Annotated in this window: 15 protein-coding genes; 4 read left to right on the top strand and 11 right to left on the bottom strand. The window is 54.8% G+C overall.

What is annotated here, in order from left to right; all coding sequences use genetic code 11:
• Positions 1-13: 13 nt before the first annotated feature.
• Both ispH and ABWP27_RS02110 read right to left on the bottom strand, forming a co-directional pair.
• Positions 14-958: a 4-hydroxy-3-methylbut-2-enyl diphosphate reductase gene (gene ispH, locus ABWP27_RS02115; RefSeq protein ID WP_353152926.1), complete on the bottom strand. Its 945-nt coding sequence runs from the start codon at positions 956-958 to the stop codon at positions 14-16.
• A gap of 63 nt (positions 959-1,021) precedes the next feature.
• Entirely contained in the window at positions 1,022-1,477 is a 456-nt protein-coding gene (locus ABWP27_RS02110; protein WP_353152924.1) for an FKBP-type peptidyl-prolyl cis-trans isomerase, read from the bottom strand.
• A 114-nt stretch (positions 1,478-1,591) separates the two neighbouring features.
• On the opposite strand from ABWP27_RS02110, the gene radC reads away from it, so the two are divergent.
• The 4 genes from radC (at position 1,592) to ABWP27_RS02090 (ending at position 3,779) form a co-directional block, all read left to right on the top strand.
• Positions 1,592-2,266 (top strand): RadC family protein, encoded by a 675-nt coding sequence (gene radC, locus ABWP27_RS02105; protein WP_353152923.1) that lies wholly within the window; start codon positions 1,592-1,594, stop codon positions 2,264-2,266.
• 207 nt (positions 2,267-2,473) lie between these two features.
• Positions 2,474-2,710, top strand: a complete 237-nt coding sequence (gene rpmB, locus ABWP27_RS02100) for a 50S ribosomal protein L28 (protein ID WP_011871857.1) — start codon at positions 2,474-2,476, stop codon at positions 2,708-2,710.
• A 25-nt stretch (positions 2,711-2,735) separates the two neighbouring features.
• Positions 2,736-2,903, top strand: coding sequence for a 50S ribosomal protein L33 (gene rpmG, locus ABWP27_RS02095; RefSeq protein ID WP_011871858.1), 168 nt, complete (start codon positions 2,736-2,738; stop codon positions 2,901-2,903).
• Between the two features lie 222 nt (positions 2,904-3,125).
• Positions 3,126-3,779, top strand: coding sequence for an FMN-binding negative transcriptional regulator (locus tag ABWP27_RS02090; protein ID WP_353152921.1), 654 nt, complete (start codon positions 3,126-3,128; stop codon positions 3,777-3,779).
• Between the two features lie 90 nt (positions 3,780-3,869).
• Here ABWP27_RS02090 and ABWP27_RS02085 read toward each other — a convergent pair whose 3' ends face one another.
• From ABWP27_RS02085 to ABWP27_RS02045, 9 genes are all read right to left on the bottom strand, one after another.
• Positions 3,870-5,063 (bottom strand): DesA family fatty acid desaturase, encoded by a 1,194-nt coding sequence (locus tag ABWP27_RS02085; protein ID WP_353152919.1) that lies wholly within the window; start codon positions 5,061-5,063, stop codon positions 3,870-3,872.
• A gap of 108 nt (positions 5,064-5,171) precedes the next feature.
• Complete coding sequence (locus ABWP27_RS02080; protein ID WP_353152917.1) at positions 5,172-6,527, bottom strand: mechanosensitive ion channel family protein; 1,356 nt, start codon at positions 6,525-6,527, stop codon at positions 5,172-5,174.
• Between the two features lie 8 nt (positions 6,528-6,535).
• A complete protein-coding gene (locus tag ABWP27_RS02075; protein ID WP_353152915.1) occupies positions 6,536-7,792 on the bottom strand; it encodes an RsmB/NOP family class I SAM-dependent RNA methyltransferase in 1,257 nt (418 codons plus the stop codon).
• Between the two features lie 63 nt (positions 7,793-7,855).
• Complete coding sequence (gene purN / locus ABWP27_RS02070; RefSeq protein WP_353152913.1) at positions 7,856-8,476, bottom strand: phosphoribosylglycinamide formyltransferase; 621 nt, start codon at positions 8,474-8,476, stop codon at positions 7,856-7,858.
• A gap of 168 nt (positions 8,477-8,644) precedes the next feature.
• Complete coding sequence (locus ABWP27_RS02065) at positions 8,645-9,043, bottom strand: barstar family protein (RefSeq protein ID WP_011871864.1); 399 nt, start codon at positions 9,041-9,043, stop codon at positions 8,645-8,647.
• 43 nt (positions 9,044-9,086) lie between these two features.
• Entirely contained in the window at positions 9,087-9,461 is a 375-nt protein-coding gene (locus tag ABWP27_RS02060) for a guanyl-specific ribonuclease (RefSeq protein WP_353152911.1), read from the bottom strand.
• Positions 9,462-9,608: 147 nt separating this feature from the next.
• The gene (locus ABWP27_RS02055) at positions 9,609-10,787 is read right to left on the bottom strand and encodes a patatin-like phospholipase family protein (RefSeq protein ID WP_353152910.1); all 1,179 of its coding nucleotides are present in this window, start codon (positions 10,785-10,787) and stop codon (positions 9,609-9,611) included.
• Between the two features lie 75 nt (positions 10,788-10,862).
• Positions 10,863-12,656, bottom strand: a complete 1,794-nt coding sequence (ggt, locus tag ABWP27_RS02050; RefSeq protein WP_353152909.1) for a gamma-glutamyltransferase — start codon at positions 12,654-12,656, stop codon at positions 10,863-10,865.
• A gap of 151 nt (positions 12,657-12,807) precedes the next feature.
• On the bottom strand, positions 12,808-14,967 hold the full coding sequence (locus ABWP27_RS02045; protein WP_353152907.1) for a sodium-translocating pyrophosphatase: 2,160 nt from the start codon (positions 14,965-14,967) through the stop codon (positions 12,808-12,810).
• Positions 14,968-15,088: the final 121 nt, after the last annotated feature.

Genomic DNA, 15,088 nt, shown 5'->3' with positions numbered 1-15,088 from the left:
CCGGCGACACAAATCAGGCATCTGCAGTTTTGCGTACCAGCCCCTTAGGCAGCGGAAATGCAACGTGTTCTTCCACTCCCTCCAGCGTACGCACGCTTTTCGCACCACATTCTTTCAGCCTATCGATCACCGCCTGCACCAGTACTTCCGGTGCAGAAGCACCTGCTGTCACGCCGATGCGCTGCTTGTCCTGCAACCACGCCGGATCGATCTCGGAAGCATTGTCGACCATGTAAGACGGCACATTCTTTTTCCGCGCCACTTCACGCAGGCGATTGGAATTGGAACTGTTCGGACTGCCGACCACGATCACGACATCGACCTGTGGCGCCATGAACTTGACTGCTTCCTGGCGATTGGTGGTGGCGTAGCAGATATCGGCTTTTTTCGGTTCGGAGATATGCGGATACTTGTTTTTCAGCGCGGCAATCACATCGGCCGTATCGTCTATCGATAAAGTCGTTTGCGTCACGTATGACACCAGCTCCGGATTCTTGACCTGAAGTTTTTCCACATCGTCCACTGTTTCAACCAGATGCATGCCGTCTTCGATCTGTCCCATCGTTCCTTCCACTTCGGGATGGCCGTCGTGGCCTATCATGACAATCTCGCGGCCATCCCTGCGCATTTTCTCCACTTCGATATGCACCTTGGTGACCAGTGGGCAGGTTGCATCGAATACGCGCAAGCCACGCATGGTCGCTTCCGCCTGCACTGCCTTGGATACACCATGAGCGGAAAAAACGACGGTATTACCGGCCGGCACATCTTCCAGCTCTTCAATAAAAATCGCCCCCTTGTCGCGCAAATCGGCAACGACATACGCGTTATGCACGATCTCGTGACGAACATAAATCGGCGCGCCGAATTCAATCAGTGCGCGCTCGACGATTTCAATCGCCCTATCCACGCCGGCACAAAAACCGCGCGGCTGAGCCAGTAAAATTTCCTTATCCATCTTTATCCTTTGATGCCTGCGCACACCATGCGTGCACGCGTCAGAGCATGATTCATTATGCGATTACAGTATGCCGATGATTTCGACTTCAAACATCAATGCCTGCCCCGCCAGCGGATGATTGAAATCAAACACCGCAGTATCACTATCTATCTCGCGCAACACACCGGCAAACTTGCCGCCGCCCGGCGCAGCGAACTCAACCATATCGCCGACCGCATATTGTTCGCCCATCCCGGAATTTTCATCCAGCGTGGTACGGGAAATCGGGCGTATCAATTCAGGGTTGCGCGGACCGAAAGCACGTTCCGGCGGCAGGTCAAAGGTCTGACGCGTGCCCTCCTCCAAGCCAATCAAACATTCCTCCAGAAAGGGGGCCAGTTGGCCGGTGCCCAATTGCAGGGTGGCCGGATTGTCTGCAAACGTGCTGACGATATCGTTGCCATCCGCCGCAGCCAGACGGTAATGCAGAGTCAGGTAAGCCGTTGGGGTCACCGCAGTATGTGGTAAATTTGACATTAAAATTCCGGGTTGCGCGATAAACGCTATTTTAAGCCACGTTGCGCCTTCCGGCCTGCCTATCATCAAACGGATCAGCACCCTTCCACTAACGCAGCATTTCCCGGACAAATTATGGCGATTACAGACTGGCCTGAAGAACAGCGCCCTCGCGAACGCCTGATCCGGCATGGCGCAGCGATCCTGTCGGATGCCGAATTGCTGGCCGTGTTCCTGCGCGTTGGCGTGACAGGCAAAAGCGCTGTCGATCTGGGGCGCGATATGGTGGCCCACTTCGGTTCGCTGAACAGGCTGTTTTCCGCCACACTGAACGATTTTTCAAAAATCAACGGGCTGGGACCCGCAAAATATGCGCAACTGCAGGCGGTGCTCGAACTGGCCAGACGTTCGCTCTGCGAAGAACTGCAAGCCGGCGTGGCACTCAATTCGCCGCAAGCCGTGAAGCAATATCTGCAACTGCTGTTGAGCGGCCGGGCGTATGAATCGTTTGCTGTCCTTTTTCTCGATGTAAAGAATCGCCTGATCGTGTGCGACGAAATGTTTCGCGGCACCTTGACGCATACCAGCGTGTATCCAAGAGAAGTCGTCAAGGCCGCGCTGGCGCACAATGCTGCCAGCGTGATCCTTGCGCATAACCATCCATCCGGCACACCCGAGCCGAGCGTTGCCGATCAAACCCTGACCCAGGCACTGAAACAGGCACTGACGCTGATAGACGTGCGCACACTCGATCATTTTGTGGTGGCAGGCAAGCAGGTATATTCCTTTGCCGAACACGGTCAACTGTAAGCCTCTGCATACACAGCGCCGCCAAAGCCACCGTCCGCCGCAACGCACCAGCTCTAACGACAAGCACTGTTACGCCACAGCCCTCAAATTGTTAAATTAATTAAATAAATAAGACACAATTAATTTGCGCAAGTCGTTGAATAATCTGGATTTTTTGGATATACTCACTTTTTTTCCAATTTCGGAAATTCTTTTAGGAGCACATCTATGGCACGTGTCTGCCAAGTCACAGGGAAAGGGCCGATGGTTGGCAACAACGTTTCCCATGCGAACAACAAAACGAAACGCCGCTTTTTGCCTAACTTGCAAAATCGCCGCATTTTCGTCGAGTCGGAAAATCGCTGGGTTTCCCTGCGCCTGTCCAACGCCGGTCTGCGCGTCATCGACAAGATCGGCATCGATGCCGTGTTAGTCGATATGCGTGCTCGTGGCGAAAAAGTCTAACTAGCAGAATATTTAAGGAACCATCATGGCGAAATCTGGCCGCGACAAAATCAAGTTGGAATCGACCGCCGGTACGGGTCACTTCTACACGACTACCAAAAACAAGCGCACGACTCCGGAAAAAATGTCGATCATCAAGTTCGACCCGAAAGTCCGCAAGCACGTTGAATACAAGGAAACCAAGATCAAGTAATCGATCTTTCTTTCTCAAGAAAAAACCGCTCTTTCATGAGCGGTTTTTTTATGCCTGCGAGCCATGCCCACAAACAAGCACTGCAGCAGCTGCCTGAATTGTGTACATCACAGTGCGTTCGTACCAGAGTCTTCAGCATGCACTCAAGATTTTGAGGAACAATCATCCGAATACCTTCCTTTACCGATATGATTTAAGGTGAAGCAACGGCATGGAGATGCGATGTACCTACCCCAACATTTTGCGCAGACCGATCACACCAAGCTGTATGAGCTCATCACCCAATCCCCGCTGGGCATCCTGATCACCCATACTCATGCAGGCATCGAAGCCAACCATCTGCCGTTTGAACTGGATGCTGAGCAAGGTGCGCACGGTAGCCTGTATTGCCACGTTGCGCGCGCCAATACCGTCTGGCAGCGAGCAAACTTATCCGACACCGACAGCCTGGCGATCTTTCAGGGACCGAGTGCTTACATCTCGCCCAGCCTGTACGCAAGCAAGAAGACGACACACGAGGTTGTGCCTACTTATAACTACGCAGTAGTACACGTGTACGGACGCATCATCGTCCATGACGATGCGCGCTGGCTGCGCGGCATGGTCGGGCGGCTTACCAAAAGATTTGAAATGCAGCAGGAAACGCCATGGAAAATGAGCGATGCCCCACCCTCCTACATCGACGAACGCCTCAAGCACATCGTTGGCCTGGAAATACAGATAACGCGCATCGAAGGAAAATGGAAGATGAGTCAAAACAGAGATCAGGCCGATCGGATGGGTGTGATTGCCGGGCTGATGCAGAGTGCAGATGAGGATGAACGCAGCATCGCCGCAATCATGCAACAGCGACAAACAGCGGCAGACGACTCCTGATTCACCGCGGGTCAACACTTGACGCAACGCATACGCAATAAAAAAGCCCGGATAACCGGGCTTTTTTATTGCGTGTACTGACTATCAGTTTTATGCGTAGCTGCGCAAACGCAAGGAGAAGTCACGCAAAGCGGTAATGCCTGATGCTTCGGCGCGCGCACACCAATCCTGCAATTGATGCAGCAGTTGCTCGCGGCTGGCGTGTGAACGTTCCCAGATTGCACCCAGTTCCACGCGCATTTCGTGCATGGTCTTGAGCGCCTTGCTGTGTGCGAACAATTGCGTCAACTGCTCCTTGTGCGGCGCTTCCAGCTTGGCTGGTTCACGATGCAGGAGTTTTTTGCTGGATTTCAGGAAACCGGATTCCAGGTTGGCCTTTTCCTTCAGATGCTCGACTTCGTCGTGCCATGCCAGCTTCAGCGATTTCGCATACTTTGCCGTCACATCGTAACGATTCGAGATGACTGATTGCAGCGTGTTGAAATCCAGATGCATTTTTCCGTGCTCGAATTTCGGTTCAGGCGCCACTTTTTTAACGGTAGCCAGGCCGACGGTTTCGAGTATGCGGATATACATCCAGCCGATATCGAATTCATACCATTTCGACGACAGCTTGGCCGAGGTGCCGAAAGTGTGATGATTATTGTGCAGCTCTTCACCGCCGATGATGATGCCGATCGGGAAGATGTTGGTCGCTGCATCGCTGCATTCGTAATTGCGATAGCCCCAGTAGTGACCGATGCCGTTGATGATGCCTGCCGCAGTAATCGGAATCCAGGCCATTTGCAGCGCCCACACCGATACGCCGATCACGCCGAACAGCAGCACATTGATAATCAACATCAACACGATACCGGTCGCGCTGCGGCCCGTATAAACATGGCGTTCGAGCCAGTCGTTCGGCGTACCGTAACCGTACTTTTCCATCGTTTCCATGTTTTTTGCTTCGGCGCGATACAGCTCGGCACCTTCAAAAAACACTTTCTTGATGCCACGGGTGACCGGGCTGTGCGGATCTTCCTCGGTTTCACATTTGGCGTGGTGCTTGCGATGAATCGCCACCCATTCCTTGGTGACCATGCCGGAGGTCAGCCACAACCAGAAACGGAAAAAATGACTTGGAATCGGATGCAGATCCAGACCGCGATGCGTGGCACAACGATGCAGGTAAATCGTCACGGCAGCAATCGTGATATGCGTTACCGCAAGCGCGTAAAAAAACACCGTCCAGCCGCTTGCGCCGGTCAGGCCGTTGGACAGAAAATCCAGTACTGCATCTAGCATTATTGTGGCTCCATTGTGAATGCCATGAACAAAAGGTATCGCCTATATGGTGTCAGTCCGCAGAAAAACGAGGGACTGATGAAAATTTCGAGAAGAATTGTACCCTTTTTAAGGGGCAGAATCGGGACTGGAACGGCCGGCATCCGTATTTAAATGCTCTTTTACCGCACGATATTGTTCATCAATCAACCTTATTTCGCGCTGCGGGAATGGCACATTGATATCGTGGACCTGAAATGAACGCCAGATTGCCCGATTGACATTGGAAAGCACACCACCGCGGCCTTCCGGATCATTCACCCAAAAACCCAGTTGCAGATCAATACCGTCAGCCCCAAAAGCTACCAAAGTGGCGCCTGGCCCGCGATCCGGCCCTGGACGTACCCGTTCCACGCTCAACGCAGCTTCTTCCAGCAGACGCAATGCGAGATCGATATCGGTGCGGTAATCCACCGTGATACGGGTCGTCATCTGCACCACCGTATCGGTCAATGAGAGATTCTGCACCGGGCTGGAAACAAACATTTCATTCGGCACTACCGTGTCGGTGCCGTCGCCGCCGCGCAGTACCGTATAACGCGTATTGATCTGCGATACGCGTCCGGTAAATTTATCCACGATTACCGTGTCGCCTATTGCCAGGCTGCGCTCCAGCAGGATCACGAAACCCGAGACGTAACTACTGGCCAGCTTTTGCAAACCCAAACCCAGCCCGACGCCCAGCGCACCGCCGAATACAGACAGCACGGTCAAATCAATCCCGACCATGGACAGGCTGAGCAGCAAAGCAATCAGGATCAGCAGTGCCCGCCCCATGCGCGACAATACCGCTCGCATCGAAGAGTGCATGGAATTCAGCTTCATCAAGCGCTCTTCCAGCAGCGCCGATAACCACAGCGCCACCAGCAGCGTGACACCGACCGACAATGCGGCCTGCAACATCGTCATCAGCGAGACTTTATTGCGCCCCAAGGGAATCAGCGTATCGTCCAGAAATTCCGCAATATCCGGCAACACGCCGGTGATGTGCAAAGCAACGATCGTCCACACCAGGCCCGCAAACCCGCGCCCGAACAACAGAATGAAACTGCGTCCCTTGCCGTCGCGCGCAAACACGCGCCGCAAGATATAAAACGCCAGACGCACCAACACAAACGATGCGACCAAGGGCAATGCCAGGCGCATCAGATCAACGCTGATCCAGCGCGCCAATACCGGCTTCGCAACGACTATCAGCACCAGCGTCAGGAAAGGCCACCACACCCGCGCAAACTTTTCCGCGCCCGGTCTGGGGGCAATATTCCTCTGCGCATCATGCGCTGCAAGGACACCACTACCCAGGCGCGCCAGCAGCCACCCCAGAGAAAAACACAGCGCCAGCGCAAGAATTTGCCAGCGCAAATCGGGGATACCGAGATCCGTCTGGAAATCGGCCCAGAGTTTAGTCAGTGGGTTAGCGTCCATTTTTCCAATCAGGTTTTACGTTGCAATACCGCCGCGAAAAATCCATCGGTCTGATGTTTGGCCGGCGACAGCTTCAGATACTTGTCCATCGCCAGATCGACTTTTTGCTCAGCCAATACTTCACTCATGGGCACGAGCACAAAGTCTTCACGCGCGGCAAGGAACTGTTCGACGATTGCTTCGTTTTCTTCATCCAGAATACTGCAGGTTGCATACACCAGACGACCGCCGGCTTTTACCAGACGCGCCGCACCAGCCAGAATCGAGGCCTGTTTTGCATTCAACTCCACCAGCGATTGCGGTGTCTGGCGCCATTTCACATCCGGATTGCGGCGCAAGGTGCCGAGTCCGCTGCATGGCGCATCAACCAGCACGCGATCAATCTTGCCGGCCAGGCGTTTTACCTTGGCATCATTTTCATGTGCGATCTGCACCGGATGCACATTCGACAAACCGCTGCGCGCCAGGCGCGGCTTCAGTTTGGCCAAACGTTTTTCGGAAATATCGAAAGCGTATAAACGACCGGTATTGCGCATCGTCGCACCCAGTGCCAGCGTCTTTCCGCCGGCACCGGCACAGAAATCGACCACCATTTCACCGCGTTTGGCACCGACGATTTGCGACAGCAACTGACTGCCTTCGTCCTGCACTTCAATCGCACCGCTCTTGAACAATGGCAGGTTTTGCAAGGCAGGTTTTTTGATGACACGTATGCCCAGCGGCGCAAACGGCGTCGACTCGCACAGTATCGGTGCCTGCGCCAATTCCGCCACCACATCTTCACGCGTCGCCTTGATCGCGTTGACACGCAAATCCAGCGGGGCCGGCTGATTCATTGCATGCGCCAATTCCAGCGTCGTCGCTTCGCCATCACGTGCCACCAGCTTGTCGAACAGCCACTCAGGCAGATTCGCGCGCAACAGGGATGGCAGCAAAGTGCGGTCGATCTGCATCACGTGATTCAGCCATTCGGTTTCTTCTTCCGACAATCCGCCCAGCGCTTCCACACCGACGGCATCGGCCAAGCCCAGCAGCGTCATGCGGCGCATGGTCGGACCATTGCCTGATTCGGCGAAACTCGTATACACCGCCTTGTTGCGCAGCAAACCATACACCGCTTCGGCAATCACGCCGCGTTCGCGCGAACCCAGTCTTGGATGATCGCGAAAATAGCGCGATAGCGTGCCGTCGGCCGGGCCGGTAAAACGCAATATCTCGCGCAGCACTTCTTCCGTGTTGTTAATGATCGCGGGAGGCAACCTCATGTGATTCCTTCATAAAATGTCTTGCTGGTACTGCTGTTTATATTAGTGAGCCTGTCGCTAAAACTAGGACTCGATATTGTCTGGCGTCATGCGCGCAATGCCATCAATCAGCGATACGCGTCCTTCAACGAAGGCACGTATGACACGCGGATAAATGATGTGCTCCTGCTCCAGCACGCGCGCGGCCAGTGTTGTTTCTGTATCGTCGGGCAATACCGGCACTGTCGCTTGCGCCACGATAGGGCCATGATCCAGATCGGCAGTAACGAAATGCACGGTTGCACCGTGGATGGTGACGCCCGCTGCCAAGGCCTGATTATGCGTTGCCAGGCCGACAAAACTAGGCAGCAGCGACGGATGAATATTCAGCATCCGGCCTGCGTAATGCGCAACAAAACGGCTGGTGAGCACACGCATGAATCCGGCCAGCACTAACAGGTCCGGGGAAAATTCATCAATACGGCTTTGCAGCGCCGCATCGAATGCTTCACGCGTCGCATAGTCCTTGTGCGGCACCACGATGGCTGGAATACCCTGCTCGGCGGCGTAGTGCAAACCGCTTGCATCCGCACGGTTGCTGACTACCGCAACTATCCTGGCCGGCCATTTTTCATCTTGCGCAGCCCGGATAATGGCTTCCATATTGCTGCCGCGTCCGGAAATCAGGATAACGATTCTTCTCATGGCGCGCATTGTACCGTACCGCGGCCTTGCCTGATTTCGACCGATTGCGACTAACGATGATAAAAATGTCCTGAAAGGATGGCTCGGGTAGAGAAGCAACGAGGAAAAACAGGGAAGGAGTTGACAGCAGATCAGCCGCCACCACGTAGCGGCGGGATCAAAAGAAAATTACTGGAAGGAGTAAAACACCCGAAATGCGATTTTCTTATCGGCCCAGAAGTCGGCCGCGTCACGAAATACATCCAGCAGGGTTTCGCGCGCTTCCTTGTCGAATTTTGGCGTATTCGGCAACTGTTCCAGCACCACCAGGAATCCCGGTTGCGGCCCAGCCTTGTGCGCCAGACTGGTCAGGCAATCCGACAGCGCATCGAAATTCTTGCCGAAATGGCGTGGAAAATGAAAGGCTTCGGCAATAATCGCAAGCACCTGTTGTTTCGTGGTCGCATGCGCACAATGCGCGTACAAAAAATGCTGTCCGAGCTGTGCGGCCTCAGCCTGCAGATCGGCCACGCGGAAAGCCCGGATCGATTGCACTACATTTGACGGCACGGTTTTAAACAAACTCATTTATCCCTCATCTCCCGCAATTTTATTATTAACATCCAAAACTTCACTCTACGACCCGTTTGAAACTTCTATAGTGATCGGCGGTGTAATAATATTCATGCGGCCTGTTTTTCTCACCGCCGGCAATAATTCGCCTGGCGCCCCGACTGCGGGTACGCGGTGTTTTCACTGTGAATTCGCGATAATACCCACGCTTTTGTTGCGGCAAAATCTTTTCATAGTTACCGAATACGGAACCGTCTTTCTCATACGGGAAAGGGCCACCCTGCCGTATCAACGCAATAGTTTGTCGCGCCTCCGGCGGCAAATCCGTCGCTTGCACGATTCCCAATGCGCCGGAATCGAAGGCAAAAGCGTTGTAAGAAAGTAATAATGTAGCGAAAAACAGGAAAAACCGTGTGATTAATTTAACTTTCACCGAAATTCCTTAGTAAATAGCAATAAATATAGCCAATCTGGCTGAATCCCATACTCGAGAGTAACGTGTTGCGTTTGCCGAATCAACCAGTATGCAGTGACATGTCTGCTTATTGCCTACGCATTTCATGACGGATTTTGCATACTATTAACCCTGTTGCGTTGCGAAAAAAGCAAGGATTTCACTCTTGTGCGCTTGCGCATCACGGCGACCCAATGCGATCAATTCACAGGTGTAGCTTTTTTCAAACAACAGATAGGAAGCCAGCGCGGCGCCACGTACTTCGGTAGCGCCTATGGTCGCCAGCAACATGCGTACGGGGCGCGGCAAACTGCCGATATGGCGGCTGGCAATCGTATCGAGCCGCTCGGATGGTGCGATGGTCAGCATTTCCACCGGGCGCAAGGCTGTTTTGGTCTTTTGCTCCTCTGTCAGCAAGGACAGCGTCTGGTTGATACGGTTCAAGCGTTCAATATCCCCGGCAATACTGTCCAGAAAAATGCTGGACATCGCATGACCGGCGATTTGCGCCAGGCTTGGATACTGCGCGTTGACGCCTGAATCGATGGCTGGTTCCAGCAAGCGGCCGGCACCTATCACCAGCACCTTGTCTGCCCCCAGATGAATCGCCGGTGAAATCGGCGCCATCTGCCGCATCGAACCGTCACCGAAATATTCGCGCCGTCCTTCGCAGTAAATCGGGGTTGCCGGAAAAATCAGGGGAATCGACGACGAGGCCAGCAAATGTTCGACGCCGATCTGGCTGCGAATCGCCACCCGCTGCGTGCGTACCCACGGTTCGATATCGGCTTCGCTTTGATAAAAGGTGATGTGCTTGCCGGCAGTATAGGAAGAGGCCGTCACCGCCAAGGCGTGCAATTTGCCATCCATCAATGCCGCATCCAGGCGCGGCAGATTCAGCATCCGATTAAGCAGGCTGACCAAAGGCGTATTGTCCAGCAGGGAGTTGGGCGGATTGGTTTTCCATTGCCGCATCAACCAGCCGAACGACAGCAGCGACAGCCATTTCGCACCGGAACGCAAGACGCCGAGTGAATCGGCCCGATATACCTGTTCGGCCGTGAAGTGTTCCCACACGGACACGACCTTGTCGAGTCCGGCAGAAAAATCGTCCGCATGACAGGCCAGCGCAGTGGCATTGATCGCGCCAGCCGAAGTGCCGCAAATAATGTCGTAAGGATTACGCTCGGGCGCCCAACCTGCCCCACGCAATATTTCGGATACGGATTGCAACACACCGACCTGATACGCCGCCCTTGCTCCCCCTCCTGTCAGTACCAGACCGATTTTCTTTTGATTTTGCATAGAGACCAATTATTAGGGGGTTTGCAGTTTCGGGCAAGTCTGCACACATTGACCGCGGCGCCGACGTAGCGCAACTCAATCTCCTTGCGCGATCCCTTCGCGTCTTGGGTCAGCCCCGCCAAACCAGACTTCTTCTCCATGCACAGACAAACGCATGATGCCGTGCAGGCCGGAAGTTTGTTCCACCACTTGCACCTCATGGCCTCGGGCCTGCAATTGCGCGATCAGGCTTGCCGGCACACGCCCCTGCTCCAGTTCGGTCGGACCGTTGCGGCTGCCGATATTGGGCAGGTTGATCGCCTGCTGCACATTCAAGCCCCAATCCATCGTGCCTATCAGCACCTTGCTCACATAGTTGATGATGGCAGAGCCACCGGGTGAACCGATCGCCAGCACCAGCTTTTTCGTGCCTTTTTCAAACACCAGCGTAGGCGCCATCGAACTGCGCGGACGCTTGCCCGGCTGCACGCGGTTGGCTATCGGGCCGTCGGCATCGGCCGACTCCATGGAAAAATCCGTCAGCTCATTGTTCAGCAGAAAACCGTCTACCATCTGGCGCGCACCGAAACCGTTTTCTATCGTCGTCGTCATCGCCAATGCATTACCCTCGCCATCGACGATGGAAATATGCGAGGTCGAAGGCAATTCGGGCGAAGCATCGTTTCCCCATGCAAGCTGTTTTCCGAACGGCATACCCGGCTGCGCCTGCCCCATCGATCGTTCGCCTATCAGTGCAGCGCGTCGGGCCAGATATTTTTTATCCAGCAGCGCATGCACGCCCCCATCCGGCAGCGGGACGAAATCGGGATCAGCAATATAACGATTGCGATCCGCATAAGCCAGACGCCCTGCTTCCGCAAACAGGTGTACGGCATTCGCCTGTACATCACCAGCTATCGGTGCCAGCGCGCTCATGTCTTTTGTTTCCAGCATGCCCAGCATCTGTGCCACTGCAATTCCGCCTGAAGATGGCGGCGGCATGCCGCACACCGTCCACGCCTTGTAGTCGCTGCAAACCGGCACCCGCATTTTGGCCCTATAACCGGCCATATCCTGCGTCGTCAAAGTGCCCGGATTGCCTGGATGATGCGTCACCTTGCGCGCGATATTGTGTGCGATCTGCCCTTTGTAAAAAGTATCGGCACCATCCCGCGCAATTTTCTGCAGCGTCGCTGCCAGCGCCGGATTCTTCAATAGATAACCAACCGGTCTCGGCTTGCCTTGTGCATCGTAAAAATAGGCTGCTGCAAGCGGATCGTTTTTCAAATACGTTTCTGACGCAAGCAAGGTGGCCAGGCGCGGACTGACGGCAAAGCCATCGCTTGCCAGCCGGATCGCCGGTGCAAACAGCGTGGACCAGGGCAACTTGCCGTATTGCTTGTGCGCCAGCTCCAGCATGCGCAATACCCCCGGCACGCCAACCGAGCGCCCACCCACTACTGCCTCATGAAAAGGCATCGTCTTGCCATCGACAGTTTGAAATAATTTTTCATGCGCATGCGCCGGCGCAGTTTCACGACCGTCGAAAGCTTGTACCTTGTCGCCATCGAAATGCAACATGAAGGCGCCGCCACCTATGCCCGACGATTGCGGCTCGACCAGGCCCAGTACCATTTGCGTGGCAATCGCCGCATCCACCGCCGAACCGCCCGCCTTCAGCATTTGATAACCGGCATTGACAGCAAACGGATTGGCAGCGACCACCATGAATTTTCTGGCGATCCAGCCATGCTTTTCAGTGTAGCCGCTGCTGCCTTCCGGCTCGATGGGAACAGCATGCGTGGACGCGGAATGATGGTCAGTCGGCAAACTGTTGCAACCACCCAGCAAGGCAGTAAACAAACAAATAACAAGGGACGATTTAATCATGCGGGATTTCGCAACCAGACAAGGGAAAAACAGTGAACCAGTGTAAACCGCCTGTGCGCTGCTGTCGCCCCGAAATATGGCAGCAAGCAACTGGCGATAGGCAATAAAAAAGGCAGCCGAAGCTGCCTTTTTCATGAGCCATAAATTTGCACTAGGGCTTGATCGGTACTGGCACCACAACTTCCCTAACAGGAACCACGATCGTTGTCGCCGGTACGATGACCGTCGTCTCAAGGACGGTGCCGTGTCCGGTGATCACTTGCAGGCCTGTCGCAGGCAGCAAGGGCACCATCAGCAAAGCCACGATGTTGATGATCTTGATCAAGGGATTGACGGCCGGGCCGGCCGTATCCTTGTAGGGATCACCGACCGTATCACCGGTGACTGCTGCCTTGTGCGCGTCGGAACCTTTGCCGCCGTGATGGCCATCTTCAATATATTTCTTCGCGTTATCCCAGGCGCCGCCGCCGGTCGTCATTGAAATCGCCACGAAGATACCGGTCACGATTGCGCCCATCAGCAAGCCGCCCAATGCTGCTGGCCCGAGTATCAAACCGACCAGTATCGGAATCACTACCGGCAGCAGGGAAGGAATGATCATTTCCTTGATCGCCGCTGTCGTCAGCATGTCGACTGCCTTGTCGTATTCCGGCTTGCCGCTGCCATCCATGATGCCTTTGATGTCACGGAACTGGCGACGTACTTCCATCACCACCGCGCCGGCCGCACGCCCTACCGCCTCCATCGCCATCGCCCCGAACAGATACGGGATCAAACCACCTATGAAGAGGCCGACAATGACCAATGGATTCGACAGATCGAAAGATGTGCTTTTACCGACCGAATCCAGCGCGTGCGTGTAATCGGCAAACAGCACCAGCGCCGCCAGGCCGGCCGAACCGATTGCATACCCTTTGGTCACGGCCTTGGTTGTGTTGCCGACAGCATCAAGCGGATCGGTAATCGCGCGCACCGATTCCGGCATGCCGGACATTTCGGCAATACCGCCGGCGTTATCGGTGATCGGACCGTAAGCATCGAGGGCGACGATAATGCCGGCCATCGACAGCATCGCGGTAGCTGCAATGGCGATCCCGTACAAACCGCCCAGCCAGTACGAAGCCAGAATCGCAGCGCAGACCGAGACCACCGGCCACGCCGTCGAGCGCATCGATACGCCGAGTCCGGCAATGATGTTGGTGCCGTGACCGGTGGTGGATGCCTGCGCCACGTGCTGCACCGGTTTGAAATCGGTACCGGTGTAATACTCGGTGATGTAAACCATCAGGCCGGTCAACACAATGCCGACCACCGCAGAACCCATCATCGCGACGCGTAATTCCGGCGGCATGACTATCCAGGTCACGATGGCGAAACCGATCAGCGACAAACCCGCCGCCCACCACAATCCGGTGTACAGGGCCGACATGATTTTTTTGCCCGGCTTCGCCTTCACCATCGAACAACCGATGATGGATGCAATGATGGAGACGCCGCCCAGCAGCAAGGGATAAATTGCGGCCTGCAATTCCATGCCATGCATCACCAGCGTGCCAAGCAGCATGGTGGCAATCAGCGTTACCACATAGGTCTCGAACAGATCGGCTGCCATGCCGGCACAATCGCCTACGTTGTCGCCTACGTTATCGGCAATCACCGCAGGATTGCGCGGATCGTCTTCGGGAATACCTGCTTCGACTTTACCAACCAGATCGGCGCCGACGTCGGCACCCTTAGTAAAAATACCACCACCAAGTCGCGCAAAAATCGATATCAGCGAGGCACCGAACGCGAGGCCGATCAGCGGCGTGATCACGTCATGCAGGCTGACGGTATAACCAAGACCATGCCGCGCAGAAGATGTCAGTATCAGATAAAAAATCGCCACACCGAGCAAACCCAGGCCGACTACCAGCATGCCGGTAATGGCGCCGCCCTTGAACGCGACATCCAATGCTTCGTTCATGCCTTTGGTGGCAGCCTGCGCAGTCCGCACATTGGCCCGTACCGACACATTCATGCCGATGAAGCCGCATGCGCCGGACAGCACGGCACCGATCAGAAACCCGACTGCAGTCGTCAGGCCGAGACCCGGCACCACGGCGATAATGATGAACAGGACGACACCGACGATGGCGATCGTCCGGTATTGCCGCGCCAGGTAAGCGGCGGCACCGGTCTGAATCGCGCTGGCGATTTCCTGCATGCGGGGATTGCCGGCATCCTGCTTCAGGATCCAGCTACGTGAGATCAAACCATAGATGACGGCAATGATGCCGCATGCAATGGCGAACCAAATGCTTGATGCCATATCGACTCCTCCAATTTTTTTAACGACTTAGTTGACCACTACGACATTTACGACAGACATTTAAAAAAACGTCCTGCGAACTGCGTACTGCAAAACTTTCCGTCGCCCTTTTTATTATTGG

The sequence above is a fragment of the Herminiimonas fonticola genome (assembly GCF_040395855.1).
GTDB classification, from domain to species: Bacteria; Pseudomonadota; Gammaproteobacteria; order Burkholderiales; family Burkholderiaceae_D; genus Oxalicibacterium; species Oxalicibacterium fonticola_A.
This window is presented reverse-complemented; position numbering and strand designations above follow the sequence as displayed.

Bases quoted from the DNA above. Each gene is read 5' to 3' on its own strand.
- ispH (WP_353152926.1), bottom strand. From the start codon at position 958: ATGGATAAGGAAATTTTACTGGCTCAGCCGCGCGGTTTTTGTGCCGGC.
- ABWP27_RS02110 (WP_353152924.1), bottom strand. From the start codon at position 1,477: ATGTCAAATTTACCACATACTGCGGTGACCCCAACGGCTTACCTGACT.
- radC (WP_353152923.1), top strand. From the start codon at position 1,592: ATGGCGATTACAGACTGGCCTGAAGAACAGCGCCCTCGCGAACGCCTG.
- rpmB (WP_011871857.1), top strand. From the start codon at position 2,474: ATGGCACGTGTCTGCCAAGTCACAGGGAAAGGGCCGATGGTTGGCAAC.
- rpmG (WP_011871858.1), top strand. From the start codon at position 2,736: ATGGCGAAATCTGGCCGCGACAAAATCAAGTTGGAATCGACCGCCGGT.
- ABWP27_RS02090 (WP_353152921.1), top strand. From the start codon at position 3,126: ATGTACCTACCCCAACATTTTGCGCAGACCGATCACACCAAGCTGTAT.
- ABWP27_RS02085 (WP_353152919.1), bottom strand. From the start codon at position 5,063: ATGCTAGATGCAGTACTGGATTTTCTGTCCAACGGCCTGACCGGCGCA.
- ABWP27_RS02080 (WP_353152917.1), bottom strand. From the start codon at position 6,527: ATGGACGCTAACCCACTGACTAAACTCTGGGCCGATTTCCAGACGGAT.
- ABWP27_RS02075 (WP_353152915.1), bottom strand. From the start codon at position 7,792: ATGAGGTTGCCTCCCGCGATCATTAACAACACGGAAGAAGTGCTGCGC.
- purN (WP_353152913.1), bottom strand. From the start codon at position 8,476: ATGAGAAGAATCGTTATCCTGATTTCCGGACGCGGCAGCAATATGGAA.
- ABWP27_RS02065 (WP_011871864.1), bottom strand. From the start codon at position 9,043: ATGAGTTTGTTTAAAACCGTGCCGTCAAATGTAGTGCAATCGATCCGG.
- ABWP27_RS02055 (WP_353152910.1), bottom strand. From the start codon at position 10,787: ATGCAAAATCAAAAGAAAATCGGTCTGGTACTGACAGGAGGGGGAGCA.
- ggt (WP_353152909.1), bottom strand. From the start codon at position 12,656: ATGATTAAATCGTCCCTTGTTATTTGTTTGTTTACTGCCTTGCTGGGT.
- ABWP27_RS02045 (WP_353152907.1), bottom strand. From the start codon at position 14,967: ATGGCATCAAGCATTTGGTTCGCCATTGCATGCGGCATCATTGCCGTC.